Source organism: Enterococcus sp. 5B3_DIV0040, assembly GCF_002140755.1.
Classification (GTDB): domain Bacteria; phylum Bacillota; class Bacilli; order Lactobacillales; family Enterococcaceae; genus Enterococcus_D; species Enterococcus_D casseliflavus.
On sequence record NZ_NGLC01000002.1, the window covers coordinates 523,376 to 541,488 of the forward strand.

13 protein-coding genes are annotated in these 18,113 nt (G+C 44.4%); 10 read left to right on the forward strand and 3 right to left on the reverse strand.

Going from position 1 to position 18,113, the window contains the following annotated elements:
- Window positions 1-132: 132 nt before the first annotated feature.
- The 4 genes from A5883_RS14795 to A5883_RS14810 all read left to right on the forward strand — a co-directional run bounded on the left by A5883_RS14795 (window position 133) and on the right by A5883_RS14810 (window position 5,803).
- On the forward strand, window positions 133-1,899 hold the full coding sequence (locus A5883_RS14795) for a DUF2264 domain-containing protein (RefSeq protein WP_086338933.1): 1,767 nt from the start codon (window positions 133-135) through the stop codon (window positions 1,897-1,899).
- Window positions 1,874-2,701 carry a DUF7402 domain-containing protein gene (locus tag A5883_RS14800; protein ID WP_086338934.1) on the forward strand — a complete coding sequence of 276 codons (828 nt, stop codon included), beginning with the start codon at window positions 1,874-1,876 and terminating at the stop codon, window positions 2,699-2,701. Before A5883_RS14795 ends, A5883_RS14800 begins: the two co-directional genes overlap by 26 nt.
- A 149-nt stretch (window positions 2,702-2,850) precedes the next feature.
- Window positions 2,851-4,014: a glycoside hydrolase family 88 protein gene (locus A5883_RS14805; RefSeq protein ID WP_086338935.1), complete on the forward strand. Its 1,164-nt coding sequence runs from the start codon at window positions 2,851-2,853 to the stop codon at window positions 4,012-4,014.
- 13 nt (window positions 4,015-4,027) lie between these two features.
- Window positions 4,028-5,803 carry a glycoside hydrolase family 35 protein gene (locus tag A5883_RS14810; RefSeq protein WP_086338936.1) on the forward strand — a complete coding sequence of 592 codons (1,776 nt, stop codon included), beginning with the start codon at window positions 4,028-4,030 and terminating at the stop codon, window positions 5,801-5,803.
- Between the two features lie 24 nt (window positions 5,804-5,827).
- On the opposite strand, the gene A5883_RS14815 is transcribed toward A5883_RS14810, so the two are convergent.
- On the reverse strand, window positions 5,828-6,535 hold the full coding sequence (locus A5883_RS14815) for a GntR family transcriptional regulator (protein WP_086338937.1): 708 nt from the start codon (window positions 6,533-6,535) through the stop codon (window positions 5,828-5,830).
- A gap of 190 nt (window positions 6,536-6,725) precedes the next feature.
- Between A5883_RS14815 and A5883_RS14820 the strand changes: the two genes are divergently transcribed.
- From A5883_RS14820 to A5883_RS14835, 4 genes are all read left to right on the forward strand, one after another.
- Entirely contained in the window at window positions 6,726-7,688 is a 963-nt protein-coding gene (locus tag A5883_RS14820) for a PTS mannose/fructose/sorbose transporter subunit IIAB (protein WP_176324014.1), read from the forward strand.
- A gap of 140 nt (window positions 7,689-7,828) precedes the next feature.
- The gene (locus tag A5883_RS14825; RefSeq protein WP_005226797.1) at window positions 7,829-8,617 is read left to right on the forward strand and encodes a PTS mannose/fructose/sorbose/N-acetylgalactosamine transporter subunit IIC; all 789 of its coding nucleotides are present in this window, start codon (window positions 7,829-7,831) and stop codon (window positions 8,615-8,617) included.
- Window positions 8,601-9,410 (forward strand): PTS system mannose/fructose/sorbose family transporter subunit IID, encoded by an 810-nt coding sequence (locus A5883_RS14830; RefSeq protein ID WP_005226799.1) that lies wholly within the window; start codon window positions 8,601-8,603, stop codon window positions 9,408-9,410. The genes A5883_RS14825 and A5883_RS14830 overlap by 17 nt, the downstream gene beginning before the upstream one ends.
- Before the next feature lie 203 nt (window positions 9,411-9,613).
- On the forward strand, window positions 9,614-12,631 hold the full coding sequence (locus tag A5883_RS14835; protein WP_086338939.1) for a polysaccharide lyase 8 family protein: 3,018 nt from the start codon (window positions 9,614-9,616) through the stop codon (window positions 12,629-12,631).
- 595 nt (window positions 12,632-13,226) lie between these two features.
- On the opposite strand, the gene guaA is transcribed toward A5883_RS14835, so the two are convergent.
- Both guaA and coaA read right to left on the reverse strand, forming a co-directional pair.
- Window positions 13,227-14,792 (reverse strand): glutamine-hydrolyzing GMP synthase, encoded by a 1,566-nt coding sequence (guaA, locus tag A5883_RS14845; protein ID WP_008376418.1) that lies wholly within the window; start codon window positions 14,790-14,792, stop codon window positions 13,227-13,229.
- An 80-nt stretch (window positions 14,793-14,872) separates the two neighbouring features.
- Complete coding sequence (gene coaA / locus A5883_RS14850) at window positions 14,873-15,796, reverse strand: type I pantothenate kinase (protein ID WP_005226828.1); 924 nt, start codon at window positions 15,794-15,796, stop codon at window positions 14,873-14,875.
- Between the two features lie 336 nt (window positions 15,797-16,132).
- Between coaA and A5883_RS14860 the strand changes: the two genes are divergently transcribed.
- Window positions 16,133-16,738, forward strand: a complete 606-nt coding sequence (locus A5883_RS14860) for a class I SAM-dependent methyltransferase (RefSeq protein WP_005226831.1) — start codon at window positions 16,133-16,135, stop codon at window positions 16,736-16,738.
- Between the two features lie 250 nt (window positions 16,739-16,988).
- The gene (locus A5883_RS14865) at window positions 16,989-18,008 is read left to right on the forward strand and encodes a LacI family DNA-binding transcriptional regulator (protein ID WP_005226832.1); all 1,020 of its coding nucleotides are present in this window, start codon (window positions 16,989-16,991) and stop codon (window positions 18,006-18,008) included.
- Window positions 18,009-18,113: the final 105 nt, after the last annotated feature.

The window sequence follows — 18,113 nt, forward strand, 5'->3', positions numbered from 1 at the left end:
TGTTAACAGGTTAAGTCAAAAATCCCTCGAAATCTTTTCTCATTTTTCAGCAGTATTGCCAGTAGAAGATCGCTTGATAAAAAAGCCGTGGCTTGCTATTCTGTTCTGTAAATTGACAGAAGGAGATGGCGTATGAAGCAAATGGCAATCAAAGAGAATCCATTTTTGACGCGTCTGGATTATCAGCGGGCATTGGAAGACATGATCGCTCCTTTGCGAGAAGCGATCTTGGCAGATGACTATCCAGGATTGAATCTAGGTAGCAGTGGGGCCGTGTATGACCGAACACGGGCTGAGATGGAAGCGCTTGTGCGTCCTTTGTGGGGGCTGGCGCCTTATTGGAGGGTTTGCCCAGATGATCCGTTACGAGCAGCTTACGTAGAAAAAGTGATAGCAGGGACAGATCCTGAACACGCGTTTTACTGGGGAAGGATCACGGATTATGATCAATACATCGTGGAAGCAGCCGCATTGTCATTGACCCTATTGTTGCAAAAGGACGCTTTTTGGACAGCGTTGCCGCAGAAGAACCAGCGAAAGCTAGTGGCTTGGCTTTCCCAAGCACTTGAGTGCAAGATTCCTAAGAACAACTGGACATTCTTCAAAGTGTTGATACGCGTTGCCTTGTTTCACTGTGGGGAACCGTTGGCAAAAGAAGAATTGTCCCAAGAGTTGGCATTGATCGATTCCATGTACGTTGGCGATGGTTGGTACGTAGACGGGAAAACGACGCAGCGAGATTACTACATTCCTTTTGCGTTTCATTATTACGGCTTGATTTACGCTACATTTATGCAAGACGAAGATCCAGAATGGGCGCAGCGTTTTAAAGAGCGAGCCACGCTATTTGCGCAAGACTTCGTCTATTATTTTGATGAAGATGGCGAAGCCTTGCCCTATGGCCGCAGCCTGACTTATCGGTTTGCGCAAGGGGCGTTTTTCTCGGCACTGGTTTTCGCAGACGTCGAAGCGATCCCATGGGGACAGGTGCGAGGACTACTGGCGAAGCACTTGCGCAATTGGATGGCACAAGAAATTTTCACTTTCGATGGTCGCTTGTCCATCGGCTACCACTATGAAAATCATGTAATGGCAGAAGGGTATAATGCACCAGGCTCGCCTTATTGGGGGCTGAAGACCTTTTTGCTTTTAGCGGTCGCAGAAACGCATCCTTTTTGGCGGGCTGAACCTGAGCCAATCAAAAGAGAGCCGCAAAAACGGATTGAAAAAGGCAATATGTTGCTGGTGCACAATGAAAAAAGCCATCATCTGTTGGGGTATCCTGCAGGCTTGATGCTTGAACAGCAAGCCCATGCTCAAGCAAAATACAGCAAATTCGTCTATTCGAGCAAACTTGGTTTCAGTGTGCCGAAAGCTGGCGTCACGTATGCCGAAGGCGCCTTCGATAGCACATTAGCTATTGCTCGAGATGGCAGCTATTTTCGCACGAAGGGCGCAGTCAGGGATTATCGGGTGACGGAAAAAGGGGTCTTTTACCAATGGGCACCCTTTGAGGAGGTAGTGATTGAAACTGAGATTTATCCCTTTGGTCAGTGGCATGTGCGCGTGCACGAGTTGACGACGACGATTTCGTTGGACCTCCGTGAGGGCGGGTTTAGTGTACCGCTAATCGGACGGTTGCCTCAGGCCCAAACAGGACCGACATGGAGTCGAGTCAGTGAAGAAGGCTTTTGTTCTCAAATCATCAACATCGAAGGCTATCAACAAGCCAGTATTGTTCAGCCAGAAGCTAATACCTCCGTCTTTTTTCCAAGAACTAGTTTTCCATACTTAGCACAACATATTCCACCAGGGAAGCACCGTTTGATTTGTTTAGTCGGTGGTATCGTAGAAAAAGAAAGGAGCGATCCAAATGATTACGCTAGCAATAAAAAATAAGCAGGACCAGGTGATCGTCGGTCGCATCGACCATGAAAAAGAACCCGCGCCGTTTCAAGTTTCTGGTGATAATTTGGCCGTATTAGCCATTAAAAACTATCCCTATGAGGAAGGGGATAAGATCGTCGTTGAGGTGACGGGGAAAAATCCGTATTATGTCCTTCAGCTTGATGAAACCTTAGCACCATCACTGATCTATCTTTCCCAATCCACTTGGGAATATCAGATCCCTTGGACGGAATCTCATCGAAAGTCCTCGGTGGAAACGGCCTTTGCCTCGCAGCGCCATCACCTGATGGTGCGTAAAGCCCATGCGTTTGAGATCACGAATTATCAAAATTTATCTTTCAATGCCCATGATCAAAAGTCAGCGACAGGGGCGTATCCTCATGCTTCAGCGAATGTGGAGACGCGAGATGATTCCGTCTTTTTTGCCAAGAATGCGATCGATGGAAAATATGGCAACCGATCCCACGGTTCGTATCCGTTTGCTTCTTGGGGCATCAATCAGCAAGCCGACGCTGCATTGACCATTGATTTTGGTCGTCCTGTCTTGATCGATCGGGTTCGTTTTCTATTACGGGCAGATTATCCCCATGATAGCTATTGGACCAAAGGGACCTTGGTCTTTGCTGATGGAGAAGAGCTGGTGGTGGAAACGACAAATACGGCGTCTTTTCAAGAAGTTCGTTTTCCGAAAAAAGAAACGACTAAGCTGACCTATAAAGAGCTGCAAAAAGCAGAGGATGATTCCCCGTTTCCAGCTCTTACACAAATCGAAGTATTTGGTTGGAACTGTTAAAAAAAGAGGACAAGAGCATGACAGGTCTGCATTTGTGGGCAGCTGTCATGCTCTTTTTATAGGAATCAACGAAGGAAGGTCGCTTTTTTAGTGCGTTTACGTTATAATGATTTCAGTTAATATGTTAACAAGTTAAGGAGAGGATAAACATGCGTCTGCAAGAGAACAAACAACGCTTGATCCTGTTAGGAGAAAACGTGACCGATGTGTGGTTAGCGGATAAAATCACCGCGTGCATCCAACAGATCGAAAAAAATAGTCAGCGCTTTGGCACACAGTTTCCTTCAGCCTGTGCCACCAATGGCAAATATCGGCTGAAAGGCAACGATGATTGGACCAATGGCTTTTGGACGGGGATGTTGTGGCTCGCCTATGAGTGGACCAAAGAGAAGAACTTTTTGACTCGAGCAATGGAGAATATCGACAGTTTTCAAACGCGCTTAGACGACCATTTTGTATTAGATCATCATGATATTGGATTTTTATATAGCTTATCTGCCGGTGCGGGCTACAAGATCACTGGCGATGAACACTGCAAGCAAGAAGTCATTCAAGCAGCAGATGTTTTGTTGGCACGTTTTCAAGAAAAGGGGGAATTTATTCAAGCTTGGGGCACTTATGGCGACCCACAAGAATACCGCTTGATTATTGATTCGCTACTGAACTTGCCGCTTTTATTTGCAGCAACCCAATTGTCGGGAGAGACTCGTTACGCAGAGGCCGCGAGTAAGCATTATCAGACAGTGCGAAAGACTGTCATCAAAAATGACGCCACCACCTTTCATACGTATTATTTCGATCCTGAAACGGGGCAGCCAAGTCACGGGGCGACGCATCAAGGAAACAGCGACCAATCGATTTGGGCACGAGGGCAAAGCTGGGCGATTTTAGGGCTTCCTTTGAATGAAAGCTACTTGCATAGCCAGCCTTTTCCAGAAAATTATCCGCAGATCGTGGAGGTGTTTTTGGCTCATTTACCCGCAGATCTCGTGCCGTATTGGGACTTTGATTTTAACGACCAACATCCTGCTGAAAAAGACAGCTCAGCTTTAGCGATCGCAGCTTGTGGCTTGTTGGAAGCAGAGAAAATGGGTGCGTATCCTGATGCTAAAAAAATCGCTAAGGGGATGCTTTACCAATTAGGCGAGCAATATGCAGCGAGCCAAGTGCCAGAAAATGAAGGCTTATTGCTGCATGGTGTGTATGCTCATGCGGAAGGCAAAGGCATCGATGAACCCAATCTTTGGGGAGACTATTTCTATTTAGAAGGATTGATCCGATTGGCATTGCCTAATTGGCGAAGATACTGGTAAAGGGGAAGACGACATGCGAACGTTTGAGATAAAAGAAGATTTTTTGTTAGATGGAAAACCAATCAAATTGATCAGCGGAGCGATCCATTATTTCCGCATGACACCGGCGCAATGGACAGATAGCCTCTACAATCTAAAAGCACTGGGAGCCAACACAGTTGAGACCTACATTCCTTGGAATCTCCACGAACCTCGTGAAGGAGTCTACGACTTTGAAGGAATGAAAGACATCTGTGCTTTTGTAAAGCAAGCCCAAGCGCTAGGCTTGATGGTCATTTTGCGGCCTTCCGTCTACATTTGTGCTGAATGGGAATTTGGCGGGTTGCCAGCTTGGCTGTTAAACGAACCGATGCGGTTGCGCTCAACCGACCCACGCTTCATGGCAAAGGTGCGTAACTATTTCCAGGTCTTGCTCCCAAAGCTTGTGCCGTTGCAGATCACCCATGGGGGTCCAGTGATCATGATGCAGGTGGAGAATGAGTACGGCTCTTATGGAATGGAAAAAACGTATTTGCGCCAGACCAAAGAGTTGATGGAAGAATGCGGCATCGATGTACCCTTGTTTACTTCAGATGGGGCATGGGAAGAAGTCTTGGACGCTGGGACATTGATTGAAGACGACGTCTTTGTCACAGGCAATTTCGGCAGCCGTTCCAAGGAAAATGCGGCTGTGATGAAAGAGTTTATGGCAAAACATGGCAAAAACTGGCCCATCATGTGCATGGAATATTGGGATGGCTGGTTCAACCGCTGGGGCGAGCCGATCATCAAGCGAGACGGTCAAGACTTAGCCAATGAAGTCAAAGAGATGTTAGCAGTCGGCTCCTTGAATCTCTACATGTTCCATGGAGGCACGAACTTTGGCTTTTACAACGGCTGTTCCGCTCGGGGAGCGCTGGATCTACCACAAGTGTCCAGCTATGATTACGATGCTTTACTGACAGAAGCAGGAGAACCTACCGACAAATACTATCAGGTACAAAAAGCCATAAAAGAAGCCTGTCCCGAAGTGTGGCAAGCCAACCCACGGACCAAGCAATTAGCGGCATTAGGAACCTTTCCCATCGAAAACAGTGTTTCGTTATTGGCCATCAAAGATCAGCTGATGGCACCGCAAGAAAACATGTATCCACTAACAATGGAAGCTGCCAGTACAGGCTACGGCTATTTGCTCTATTCGGTTCAGTTAAAAAACTATCATCGAGAAAACAAATTAAAAGTGGTAGAAGCTAGCGATCGGTTGCATATTTTTACCGACGGCCAATTACAGGCGATCCAATACCAAGAAACGCTAGGTGAGGAGCTGTTGATCCAAGGGACACCAGATAAAGAAACCATCGAGCTAGATGTCTTAGTAGAAAACTTAGGGCGCGTGAACTACGGCTTTAAATTGAATGGGCCTACACAAGCCAAAGGCATCCGTGGGGGCATCATGCAAGATATTCATTTCCATCAAGGCTATCGTCATTACCCATTGACGCTTTCCGCAGAGCAGCTACAAGCCATCGATTATCAAGCAGGAAAAAATCCGACACACCCCTCCTTTTATCAAACGACCTTCACGCTGACAGAGGTAGGAGATACGTTCATCGATTGCCGTGGGTATGGCAAAGGCGTCGTTATCGTCAACGGCACCAATATTGGTCGCTATTGGCAACGTGGCCCCGTGCATTCCTTATACTGTCCGAAAGAATTTTTGAAAAAAGGCAGCAACGAAGTCGTGGTATTTGAAACCGATGGCGTGGAGATCAAGGAACTCGTTTTCTGTGATCAACCTGTCGTGGAATAAAAAAATAGAAGTAGAGACCCAAATTTACGCGGGCTCTACTTCTATTTTTGTTTTGAAATATTTCCAATGCTTGTAGCTGACGATGTATTCAGCGACACTTCCATCTGCCAAATAGGAGTGCTTGACTTGTTTGACCGCAGGCTCTCGGAAGCTCAGTTGCAATAAGTTCAACAATTCAGTGTCATCAGGAAAGACGATTTCGTTGGTTTCAACAGAAGCCAATGAGAAAAGGTCGATCGCAAAGTCTTTTCGGACCCGCTCATAAACACTGGCATATCGGGTGAGGTTTTTGGCTATCGGTTCTTTCATCAGCTTCTTCGGCAGATGAGTGATGTGAACCAAGAAAGGAACATCGCCAAAATAGCGGACCCGTTTGATTCGGTAGTAGGAAGCACTGGCAGCCAAGCCTAATTCTTTCAAAATCTCGGGGTCATTTCCTTCTTCCACCGCAAGAACCTTGACCTTTTCTTGGTCCAGTGAATGCAGCTCGATGTCGGAAAACTTCACACTCTGAGATACTTTTGCTTTTGAAACAAAGGTCCCTTTGCCTTGGATGCGATACAGATAGCCAGCACTCGTCAATTCATTCAACGCTTTGACTGCCGTGATCGAACTAACAGAATACATCCGCTTGATATCCGCCTCTGAATAAAACTTATCGCCGGGAATGAATTTATGGTCTTTGATTTCTTGTAAAAGATCTTGCTTGATCTGCTCATACTTTGGCAACACAGTGGTTTCCCTCCATTCCATATGAATACATCAAGCATAACATGTTAAATCCTTTCCTGCCACTTAATTATTGTAGAAAATATGTTGTTTTCCAGTCTGTACAGGCCTAAAAAATAAAATTCAATATGTTAAGATATTAGGTTTACGGATGGCTTGCCATGTGGTATAGTATGCTTACAAGAAACATAACATGTTAAGTAGGGCGACCTACGGAGTAGGAGGGAAATTAGTGGAAAACATTGTATTGATCAGTCATGGCGGCATGGCGGAAGGGGTCAAAAGCAGTCTGGAGATGATCGTAGGCCAGCAAGCAAACGTTCACACCGTTTCATTACGACCAGATAGTGACAATCTGCAGTTTGAAAAAGAATTGAACGAGAAAATGAAAGCCCTTAACGGTTCAACATTGATTATTGCGGATCTATTAGGAGGGACCCCGTGCAACGTTGCAGTCAAGAATTATTTAGAGGATGACGAAGTGGCGATTTTCGCTGGAATGACATTGTCTGTAGTGATCGAGGCAGTCGTCAATCAACGAGCGACGATCAACGAGCTGCTTTGCTTAGCCAAAGAAAACATCGTTGATGTCAAAGCAGGAATGAACCAGGCAGAACAAGAAATGTTAGAAGAAAAGCAAGAGGAATTAGGGGATTACAGTGCGTATGCTGGGCAAGAAAATATCGTCAATAGTCGGATCGATGAGCGCTTGATCCACGGACAAGTCGCCGGTATCTGGTCCACCAGTTTAAACACGCAACGGATCATCGTGGCCAATGATGAAGCCGCCGCAGACCCATTACAAAAATCTTCTTTACGAATGGCAGCGCCAACTTCGATGCGACTTTCCGTCCTTCCAGTGGCAACTGCAGCCAAGAATATTCGCGCTGGTCGTTACGGCAAGCAACGGTTGTTTTTACTTTTCAAAAATCCCCAAGATGTTTTGCGTTATATTGAAGCAGATGGACCGATCAAAGCGATCAACGTCGGCAACATGAGCTACAAAGAAGGCGCACGGGAAGTGACCAAAAGCATTCAAGTGCTGCCAGAAGAAGAGCCGATCTTTGAAGCGATCGCCGCAAAAGGCATCACCGTCACGGCACAGCTTGTACCCAATGAACCATCGATCGACTTTATGAAGAAATTACGAGGATAAATCAGGCAGCGCTTCGATCGAGGAGAATATGTAGCTAAGGATTTGTCAAAAAACGAGTGTTTTTCACGATTTATCTGAGGCGACACAACGATCGATAACCAGCCAGTTAAGACTCGTTCATACAATTAGGAGGAAAATTCATGCATTTAGCAGCGTATCAAATCATTCTTATTACTGTTTATGCTTTTATTGCTATTAATGATTCACTTATTTCCAATACGTTGACCCAACCAGCGATCGCCGGAATGATTTCTGGAATGATCATGGGGGACTTGAAGACCGGTTTGATGGTCGGCGGTACCTTGCAGTTGATGCGTTTAGGGATCGCCGCATTTGGTGGTGCATCCGTCCCAGATTATTTTACCGGCGCAGTACTGGGAACGGCGTTTGCCGTGATCTCAGGAAACGGCGCGGAATACGGCATCGGCTTAGCAGTTCCAGTGTCCTTACTGATGCTGCAACTGGACGTCGTGGCTCGTTTTTGTAACGTATTTCTACTACACCGGATCGATAGAGCCATCGACAACATGCAAGTCAAACGAATCCCACGGTTAGTTTTATCGGGTTCTTTCTTATGGGGATTGTCACGGGCGATTCCGATTTTATTGATGCTTTTAGCTGGAGATGCAGTCGTTACGACGATTACCGATAACACGCCAGAATGGCTGATGACTGGACTAAAAACCGCTGGTGGCGTCTTGCCAGTCGTCGGGGTAGCGATCTTGTTGCGCTACTTGCCAACAAAGCACTACATTCCTTATTTGTTATTAGGCTTCTTTTTAGCTGCGTATCTGCAAGTCCCAATGCTCGGCGTTTCCATCATCGGACTTGTAGCAGCAATGTTAGTCTTTAAACGAGATAGCGAAAAAGGCACCGTTGCAACGGCAGCTGCTGGAGATTTTGAAGGAGGATATGATGGCGATGAGTGATCAAAAACTGACAAAAAAAGAGTTGAATACCATTAGCTGGCGCTATATTTTGGCAAGCCAATTAAACTGGAACTATGAGCGAATGATGAGTTCAGGTTACCTTTACGGCATCCTGCCCGTCTTGAAAAAATTCTATGGCCATGATGAAACCCAGCTGCAAGATATGCTGCGGACCCACAATCAATTTTTCAATACCAATGCGATCTTTGGGAACTTGATCATGGGGATCGATGTCGCGATTGAAGAACAAGACGGACACAAAGCCAAAGAAACGATCATCGCCTTGAAAACGGCCTTGATGGGTTCCTTAGCCGGTGTCGGTGACTCCTTGTTCCACGTGATTTGGGGTACGATCTTTGGCTCTGTTGCTGGCACATTGGCGCAAAATGGTTCCGTCGTTGGTTGTGTCATCTGGATCATCGCCAATATCGCGTTACTTTTTGGTCGGGCAGCGTTGCTACCCCTAGGTTACAAACAAGGGGTCAAATTAGTGACGACCTTGAAAGACAAATTATCTGCCTTCACCAATGCCGCAACCGTTTTAGGGGTCACAGTGATTGGTGCCTTGATTCCCTCGGTGGTCAAAGCAACTGTTCCTTTTGTCTATAAAAAAGACGGTGTCGAATTAGTGATCCAAGACACGTTAGATGCCATCTTGCCATCCCTTGTACCTATCTTGCTCGTCTTGCTGACCTACTGGATGTTAGGCCAAAAGAAACTAAATTCCACTCGAGTGATTTGGATCATCTTGATCTTGTCGATCGTTTTGAGTGCGTTTGGTATTTTGGGTTAAGAAAGAATCATGGTGTAAAAGGAAATGGGCAGCTGCTGTTATTGTTTTGCAAATCGCATAAGCAGTTAGGGTATTCAACCTGTTTTCTTTTAAGAATAGCTGAAATAAATGGAAAAGAGTGCGGAAATGAATTTCTTCACTCTTTTCCCATTCCACAAAATGATAGCGCTATCTTTTGCGCGGGAAAATAGGAGGAGTAAAGGATGGAAAAAGGGAAAAAATATCTGCTGATCATGGGGTGTTTCTTGTTGCTGTATTCGGTAGTTAGCGCCACTCGTCTTTCTGGAAATGCCGAGGAACAAATACCCGAATTGCCGGAAGCAGAATCGATCTATCACTCGGATTTTTCTAATCAGAAAGGGTCTTGGCAAGATTTAGTCGGGAAAGCCGAAGTAGCACAAAATTCTACTGGTTTAATGATCAGTAATACGAAACAAGGCACCAATCTGGAATCAGTAACGCTCAACAAAGATGCTCCCAAGCGGTCTTCAGGGGATTTTGAAACTACTTTTTTATATGAAGACCAAGCGAACATTGGGGTGGTCTTTCGCGCAGATGAACAAAAGACAGATCAGTGGCAATCGTTTGCTTATAATCGTGATGGGCAGTGGCAACTTGGTCAACCAGGTGGAAAATGGCTGACAGCTATTTCTGGACCTACTTTGATTGCGGGACAAAAATATAAACTCTTGCTTCAGTATGAGGGCTCGAGTTTTCGTGCCTTTTTAAATGATCAGCTATTTTATGAGAATCAAAAGGTAAACTATCCCAATGGTAAGGCAATTGATGGGGACTGGTCCGGGTATGTGGGTATCCGTTTGTTTGGCAATTTATCTAAGCTGAAGGTATTATCGATGCGCAGCGGTCCTACCGACAGCTTGCCCGTGGAAGATCATACAGCAGAATTTATGCAGCTGCAAGAAAAATGGCAAAATCAACTGGTTTCCGATAACTATGATCCAAATAATTCGACTATGGCTGATTACGTGCAGATGGTCACCTCAGAAGCTGAGGCGTTGTATCAAACAATAAATAAAGCATCTGATCGAACGAGCCTATGGCCCCTCGAACAAGGGAATACTGCTTCAGCGGATGTAACGACTCAATTTACAAAATTACAGAAAATGGCTTTAGCCTATGGCACGAAAGGTAGTTCTTTGTATCAAGATAATGCAGTGGCGACGACGATTATTGATGGGATAGATTTCATGGTCACTCGAAAAGGGTACGATGGGAAAAAGTACCATGGAAACTGGTGGGATTGGCAAATCGGTGTTCCGCAAAAACTGATCAGTACTTTAATGATTTTAGGCGCTGAGTTACCGTCCGAGAAATTACAGCAATACACTGCCATTATCAGCAGTTATGTACCAGATCCCTTCAAGCAATTGTATACGAAGACACAAGGCAGTTTTACTGAGCTTGCTTTTATTCCAAATTTTGTGACTTCTGGTGCTAATCGTATAGATCTCGCGCTTACTGTTTTAGGCTTGGGCATTTTGCAAAGGGACGCTGGGGAAATCACACAAGCTTCAGCAAGTATCGAAGAAGTATTTCAGCTAGTCACAAAAGGCGATGGTTTTTATAAAGATGGCTCCTTTATTCAGCATAACACGATCCCTTATACTGGTTCTTATGGAAATGTACTGATCAAGGGTGTGGGACAAATTCTAGCTATCACGCAAGGGTCAAGTTTTGAGATGGACGCTGATCTCGTACAAACGTTTGTCAAAAATGTTGATCAAGCATTCTTGCCGTTGATCTATCAAGGAGAAATGCTGCCGTTGGTCAATGGTCGTTCGATTTCAAGAGCTCCAGCCAAAAACAAAGTCGGTTATGGCTCATCAACAGTTTATAATTTGCTGATCGTATCCCAATTCGCACCAACTCAATACCAGCAAAGATTCCGTGAAGCTGCCAAATATTGGCTCAAAGAAAATCCAGACTATTATTTGACGAATGCAAGAGACTTCAATGATTTACAAATGACGATGAATCTCTTGACAGACCCATCGATTACAGGGGATGCATTACCTTTTACGGGAACAAAACTGTACGCTTCAATGGATCGCTTTGTTCAACGAACAACTGATTATATGGTGGGTTTAGGACTATATTCCAGTCGTATTTCTTCCTTTGAAGCTGGCAACAAGGAAAACAAGCGTGGGTGGCATACAGCAGACGGGATGCTCTACCTCTATAATGATGATCAAGTTCAATTCAATTCTAGTTATTGGCCGACCGTCGATCCATATCGCTTGCCAGGAACAACCGTGGATACCATACAATTAGCGGATGAAAATTCAGCTTTTACAACGGTAACGTCTCCAGAAAAGTGGGTAGGCGGTGTGGCTTATGATGGTGCAGCTGCGGTGGGAATGGCATTAAACAAAACGGGTACAAAAAATAACGGGAATGTTTTACCTATGAACGTGCGGGCAAAAAAATCGTGGTTTATCATTGATGGGCAGATTGTCGCTTTAGGTGCGGGAATCACTGGTGATACGACAGCTTCTATTGAGACGGTCGTGGATAATCGCTTACTAAATGATGAGTATACTTATCAAATCCTTTCTGATCAAGGAAGCATTAATCAGTCAAATGAGACAAGCAGCAAGCAGTGGTTGTTGTTAGACTCCAATCATTCTCAGGCCAATATCGGTTACTATTTTCCAGAAGAAACGACAGGAAACGTGGTAAGTGAAACACGAACAGGCAGCTATACAGAAATCAATGAGGCATTTCCAAGTAACGCGGTTTATACCGGAGAATATCGGAAATTCTTGATCAATCATGGCAAAAATCCCGTGGAGGATCATTATGCGTATGTCATGTTGCCAGGCATCAATGAAACAGAACTGACTGCTTATGCCCAAGAAAAACCGCTGGAGATTTTAGCCAATACCTCGGAAGTTCAAGCCGTAAAACTTGATCAAACTGACTATTTAGGTATCAATTTTTGGCAGAATGATGGAGGTAGTGTCGCCGATATTACTACTAACAAGCCTCTTTCATTGATTAGAACAAGTAGAGAAGGCAAAACCATCTATGCCTTTTCTGATCCAACTCAAACAACGACGACCATGACCTTAAAATTGCCAAAAGACTACCAAAAAATCGTCTCTCAAAGTGATGGAATCAGTTATGATGCTTCGACGGATCTATTTACGGTGAACTTTGCGGAGAAAGACGGTGGAAATAAAGTGATTGTGGTGGAGTAAGGTCGTTCAATACTATCTATCTCATCATCAGCAGCTAGGGATCAATCTCTAGCTGTTTTTTGTCATCTAGAAAATGAAACGATGAAAGGCTAAACATAGATTTTTTCTTTGACTATTAATTCCTTTAACTTTTAACTACTTTTCAAGTGCCGAGGTTTTGTCAAAAAAATCCTCACAGAAAATGCTGAAAACTTGCGCATTGGAATGAAATGTTTGCTAATTTTCTTATTACTTAAAAGACGTATGTTTGCCACTAAAGAATGTATCTAAGATTGCAAGCACACTTTTCCAAGATTGTAATTGTTCCAACATCTCCTTCATTTTGTAGACATTTTGCTGCGTGATCGACTTAATTAACTAATGAAATATAAGAATATTCGTTCCATAAGAGAAGACAATGACGTCACACAGCACCAAATAGCAGAACTATTAAGCGTTTCTCACGCAATATGAAACCGAGGAAATTGAATGAACAAGCAGTACATTAATTAAAATAGCCGATTATTTTGATATGTGTATTGAATATCTGTTGGAAAGAATCAAAATAAAAAAAGACAGAAACCCTTGATACAGAGGGTTTCTGTCTTTTTGAAGATTATTCCCACTCCACAGTAGCAGGTGGTTTGCTCGTAATATCGTACACGATCCGATTGACGTGTGCGACTTCGTTGACGATGCGGACGCTGATTTTTTGTAGGACTTCCCATGGGATGCGGGCAAAGTCAGCGGTCATGCCATCGATTGAAGTGACTGCACGGATGCCGACGGTATAATCGTAGGTCCGGCCATCACCCATGACACCGACGGAGCGGATGCCTGGTAAGACGGTGAAGTACTGCCAAATGTCGCGGTCTAAGCCGGCATTTGCGATTTCTTCCCGCAAGATTGCATCCGAGTCGCGGACGATCGTTAGTTTTTCTTCTGTTAATTCGCCAAGGACACGAATGCCTAGACCTGGTCCAGGGAATGGTTGGCGCCATACGATGCTGTCTGGCATACCAAGTTGAGTCCCTAATTCACGGACTTCGTCTTTGAACAAGGTGTTCAATGGTTCGATCAATTTGAATTGCATGTCTTCAGGTAAACCACCTACATTGTGGTGTGATTTGATGGTTTGAGCAGTCTCGGTTCCTGATTCGATGACGTCGGTATAAAGGGTTCCTTGGGCAAGGAAAGAAACGCCTTCTTCGCCAGCTAGTTTGGTTGCTTCATCATCGAAGACGTACACGAATTCATTTCCGATGATCTTGCGTTTTTCTTCAGGATCAGAAACCCCAGCAAGTTTTGATAGGAAACGTTCTTTGGCATCAACTTTGATGATGTTCAAGCCGAATTTGCCGCCTAGGCTTTCCATTACTTGCTCGGCTTCGCCTTTACGCAAGAGGCCGTGGTCAACAAAAATACAAGTCAGCTGATCGCCGATCGCTTTTTGTAAAAGAACACCAACGACAGAAGAATCGACCCCGCCGGAAAGACCAAGCAAGACTTTTTTGTCGCCCACTTGTTCGCGGATTTTTGCGATTTCCATATCGATGAAGTTGTCCATTGTCCAATCACCTGTACATTGACAAACGTCAATGGCAAAGTGACGCAATAAGTCGTTGCCGTATTCTGAATGGCGAACTTCTGCGTGGAATTGGATACCGTACATTTTGCGCTCGGCATCTTGGATAGAAGCAATCGGGCAATCTTTGCTCGTTGCCACGACATCAAAGCCTGCAGGTGCTTGAGTGACCAAGTCCCCGTGGCTCATCCACACGGTTTGGGTTGCGGGCGTGTTTTGGAAAAGGGCCGCTGCATCAGAAGTGACTTCCAATTCTGCTTTGCCGTATTCACGGTTTTTGGCAGGTTCAACTTTTCCGCCTAATTTATAAGTAATCAACTGCATGCCGTAACAGATCCCTAAAACTGGGATGCCTAACTCAAAAATTTTCTCGTCGATGCCGAAAGAGTTCTCGTCGTAGACGCTGTTTGGTCCGCCAGATAAGATGATCCCTTTTGGGTTCATCGCTTTTACTTCTTCAGCGGTAATGCGGTGGCTCAATAATTCTGAGAAAACACCGAACTCACGAATACGGCGTGTAATCAGCTGGTTGTACTGACTACCGTAATCAAGTACGATAATTTTTTCGACGTTTGGCAAAGTGTCAACGTTTGTCACAATAAATTACCTCAATTCTTTTAGTTTTTATTGAAAAAAGGCTGGGCCTTTTCAACAGCATAATCATAAAAATGAAGCGGTCAATACTTGCGCAAGAACACTTCATCGATCAAATGGTGCTTTGTTTTATGAAGAATTATATCGGCTCTGCTGCGTGTAGGCAAGATATACTCGTGTAAATTCTTTAAATTCACATTTTTCCATACTTCTTTTGCCATTTTAATCGCTTCCTTGCGATCCCCGATCGCATATTGGTAATAATAATTGCTGGGATCTTGAAAGGCCGTGTCTAGTAATGATTCAAATCGTTCCAAATACCATTTTTCGATCAGTGCTGGTTGGGCATCCACGAAAATTGAAAAATCAAAAAAGTCACTGATATAGATTTGTTGGTTGGCAGGCAGTTGTAGGGTATTGATGCCTTCCACGATCAAGATATCTGGTTGACTGATCGTTTCATACGTATCAGGAATAATATTGTAGACTTCATGGGAGTAGACAGGGATCTGAATGTCTGGTTCTCCTGATTTGACCGCATTCAAAAAGTTGATCAAGGCTTCCATGTCATAACTTTCTGGAAATCCTTTGCGATTCAAGCTGCCGCGTTCCTCCAAGACTTCGTTCGGGTACAAAAAGCCGTCAGTGGTGATCAGTTGGACGGTTCTACGGGGAAACAAACGGGCCAACAAATTTTGGACGAGCCGTGCGGTGGTGCTTTTGCCGACGGCGACACTTCCAGCGATGCCGATGATAAAAGGCGGCATTTTGACGTAGCGGTGTAAAAAGAGTCCCTTGCTGAGGGTCAATGATTCAAACTCTTTCATATAAAGATGGATCAGATGGCACAAAGGCACGTAAACATCTTCCACATCTTGGACCGAGATCCGGTCGTTCAAACTTTTGATATTATCCAATTCTTCTTGAGTGAAAGGCATCATGCCGTTCGTATAAAACCCTTGCCATTGCTCACGAGGAATTTGATAAAAATTCATGGTTTCTTGCATAGTAGGCTCCTTTTTTGCGGCATCATCGGTTTCTGTTAGAAGCGACGGGCCACTGTTCGAAAGTATTTTACCATAGAAACTTGCGGAACTTGGAAAAAAGACATGATTTCCTTTGCAGAAACAACAAAAAACTGTTTTTTCGTTGTTTTTTTTGCTGGGCGTTTACTTCTGACTGTTTTTCGGTATGATTAGAAAGAAGCAGCAGACAAATCTTGCAGGGCTTTTTTACTGGTGATTTCACTACGTACACTCGTTCGAATAGAAGAAACAAGGAAAAACTAGTAGAAACCAGTAGAAAAAACAAGCGAAGAGGAGATAGAAGAAAGGAGCATAACCATGAGTAATCATTACTATACAGAAAATCCTGATACGGCCCATGATTTTGAACAGTGGTCGTTTGAATTAAGAGGAAAGAACTTTCATTTTGTGACAGATAGCGGGGTGTTTTCCCGTGACACGGTGGACTATGGCTCGCGGGTGTTGATCGATGCGTTTGAGTGGGGGGAGCTACCAGAAGGAAGTCTGCTGGACGTTGGGTGCGGCTATGGACCTGTTGGCTTAGCGTTAGCTTATGCGAGTCAACGACCTGTCGAGATGATCGATATCAATCAGCGGGCAGTGGATTTGGCAAAAGGCAATGCCCAGCGTAACGGCATTGAACAGGTAGATATCCATCAATCCAATATCTATGCCCAATTAAATCAACCTGCTTATGCGGCGATCCTCAGCAATCCGCCGATTCGGGCAGGAAAAGAAGTCGTTCATGAGATTTTGACGGGGGCGTTTCCTTTGCTTAAAGCAGGCGGGACTTTAACGATCGTGATCCAAAAGAAACAAGGGGCGCCGAGTGCTCAAAAGAAAATGCAAGAGACCTTTGGCAATGCCGAAATCATCAAAAAAGACAAAGGCTATTACATCATTCAAAGCGTAAAAGAAGCGTAGCTGCTCCTTGATTCTCAACAGATCAAAGGCATCGCTAAGACAAGCACTGGTTAGCGGCAACTGGACCAGTTGGTTTCTCAAAAAGCCTGTTGTCATCAGCCTTTGGGGCAATCGCAGCTCCGCTAAAAGAGCTGTCTGTATCATCGGGCCATTTTTGATCAACGAAAGAGAAAGTCGCACACTTGTTGAAAGTGTGCTATTTTTTTTGAGAAAAATTTGCTACACTTTAGGCAAGAGAGGAGAGAAGCAGATGAAATTGACGATTAAACAGATTGCTGAAATGGCTGGCGTCTCTGTCACGACCGTGTCGCAGATCCTAAACAATAAAGGCAGCCGTTTTAGTGAAGAAACCCGAAAGCGGGTCTTAGATATCGTAAATAAATATCACTATAAGCCGGATTTTTTTGCTTCGAATCTTATCAACCGCCATTCAAAAACGATCGGAATGATCGTGCCTGATGTGACGGATTTCTTTTTCTCTAAAGTCATTGAAGGGGCGGAAAGTTATTTCAATCCACTAGGTTACATGCTAGTGTTATGCAATTCGCGCCACAGCCAAGAAAAAGAGGTTCAATATTTGAATGAACTGTCTCATCGTTCGGTAGATGGCATCTTATTAGCGACGCCGCATTTGCTGCCAGAGGATTATTCCTTGAAGAGCGGGTTCTTTGATGACCGACCAATTATTTTAGTCGATCGTGGGATCAATCAGCGGGACAATGGTCGTTTGATCGTGAAAGAATACGAAGGCGCCTACCAAGCCGTCAGCTATTTGATCAAAAATGGTCACCGCAACATTGCGATGCTCAAAGAAATCACCGGCTACTATCAATTAGAGGAACGGTTCAATGGCTATCGCCATGCCTTAAAGGATCATCAGATCCCTTTTAAAGGCCGATATGTGGAAAATGCTGAATTAACGGTTACTGGCGGGTACGAAGCAACGAAGGAATTATTGAAGTACAAAGAGATCACAGCGTTCTTCTGTGGCAACGATGCTATGGCGATCGGCTGTTATCAAGCGATTTATGAGGCGGGCAAAAAAGTACCAGAAGACTACTCGGTGATCGGCTTTGATGCCTTGAAATTATCGGAATACATCACACCACCGCTTACCACGGTCATGCAGCCGACTTTTGAGATCGGGTTTACCGCAGCGAAGTTTTTAGTGGACGCCATTGAGTTTCCGACACGGCGAATTCCAAATAAGATTTTTGATACAAAATTAATTATTCGTGAGAGCGTGAAGACATTGACAAGCGAGAAATAATGCGGTATATTTCTTCTTGTAAGTGTTTTCATAGTTTTGCGATATTTAGTAAACTGTTTTACTAAAGTGGTTTACCCTACGAAAAATTATTGTATAATGTTAAAG

Bases quoted from the DNA above. Each gene is read 5' to 3' on its own strand.
- A5883_RS14795 (WP_086338933.1), top strand. From the start codon at position 133: ATGAAGCAAATGGCAATCAAAGAGAATCCATTTTTGACGCGTCTGGAT.
- A5883_RS14800 (WP_086338934.1), top strand. From the start codon at position 1,874: ATGATTACGCTAGCAATAAAAAATAAGCAGGACCAGGTGATCGTCGGT.
- A5883_RS14805 (WP_086338935.1), top strand. From the start codon at position 2,851: ATGCGTCTGCAAGAGAACAAACAACGCTTGATCCTGTTAGGAGAAAAC.
- A5883_RS14810 (WP_086338936.1), top strand. From the start codon at position 4,028: ATGCGAACGTTTGAGATAAAAGAAGATTTTTTGTTAGATGGAAAACCA.
- A5883_RS14820 (WP_176324014.1), top strand. From the start codon at position 6,726: ATGTTAAGTAGGGCGACCTACGGAGTAGGAGGGAAATTAGTGGAAAAC.
- A5883_RS14825 (WP_005226797.1), top strand. From the start codon at position 7,829: ATGCATTTAGCAGCGTATCAAATCATTCTTATTACTGTTTATGCTTTT.
- A5883_RS14830 (WP_005226799.1), top strand. From the start codon at position 8,601: ATGATGGCGATGAGTGATCAAAAACTGACAAAAAAAGAGTTGAATACC.
- A5883_RS14835 (WP_086338939.1), top strand. From the start codon at position 9,614: ATGGAAAAAGGGAAAAAATATCTGCTGATCATGGGGTGTTTCTTGTTG.
- coaA (WP_005226828.1), bottom strand. From the start codon at position 15,796: ATGCAAGAAACCATGAATTTTTATCAAATTCCTCGTGAGCAATGGCAA.
- A5883_RS14860 (WP_005226831.1), top strand. From the start codon at position 16,133: ATGAGTAATCATTACTATACAGAAAATCCTGATACGGCCCATGATTTT.
- A5883_RS14865 (WP_005226832.1), top strand. From the start codon at position 16,989: ATGAAATTGACGATTAAACAGATTGCTGAAATGGCTGGCGTCTCTGTC.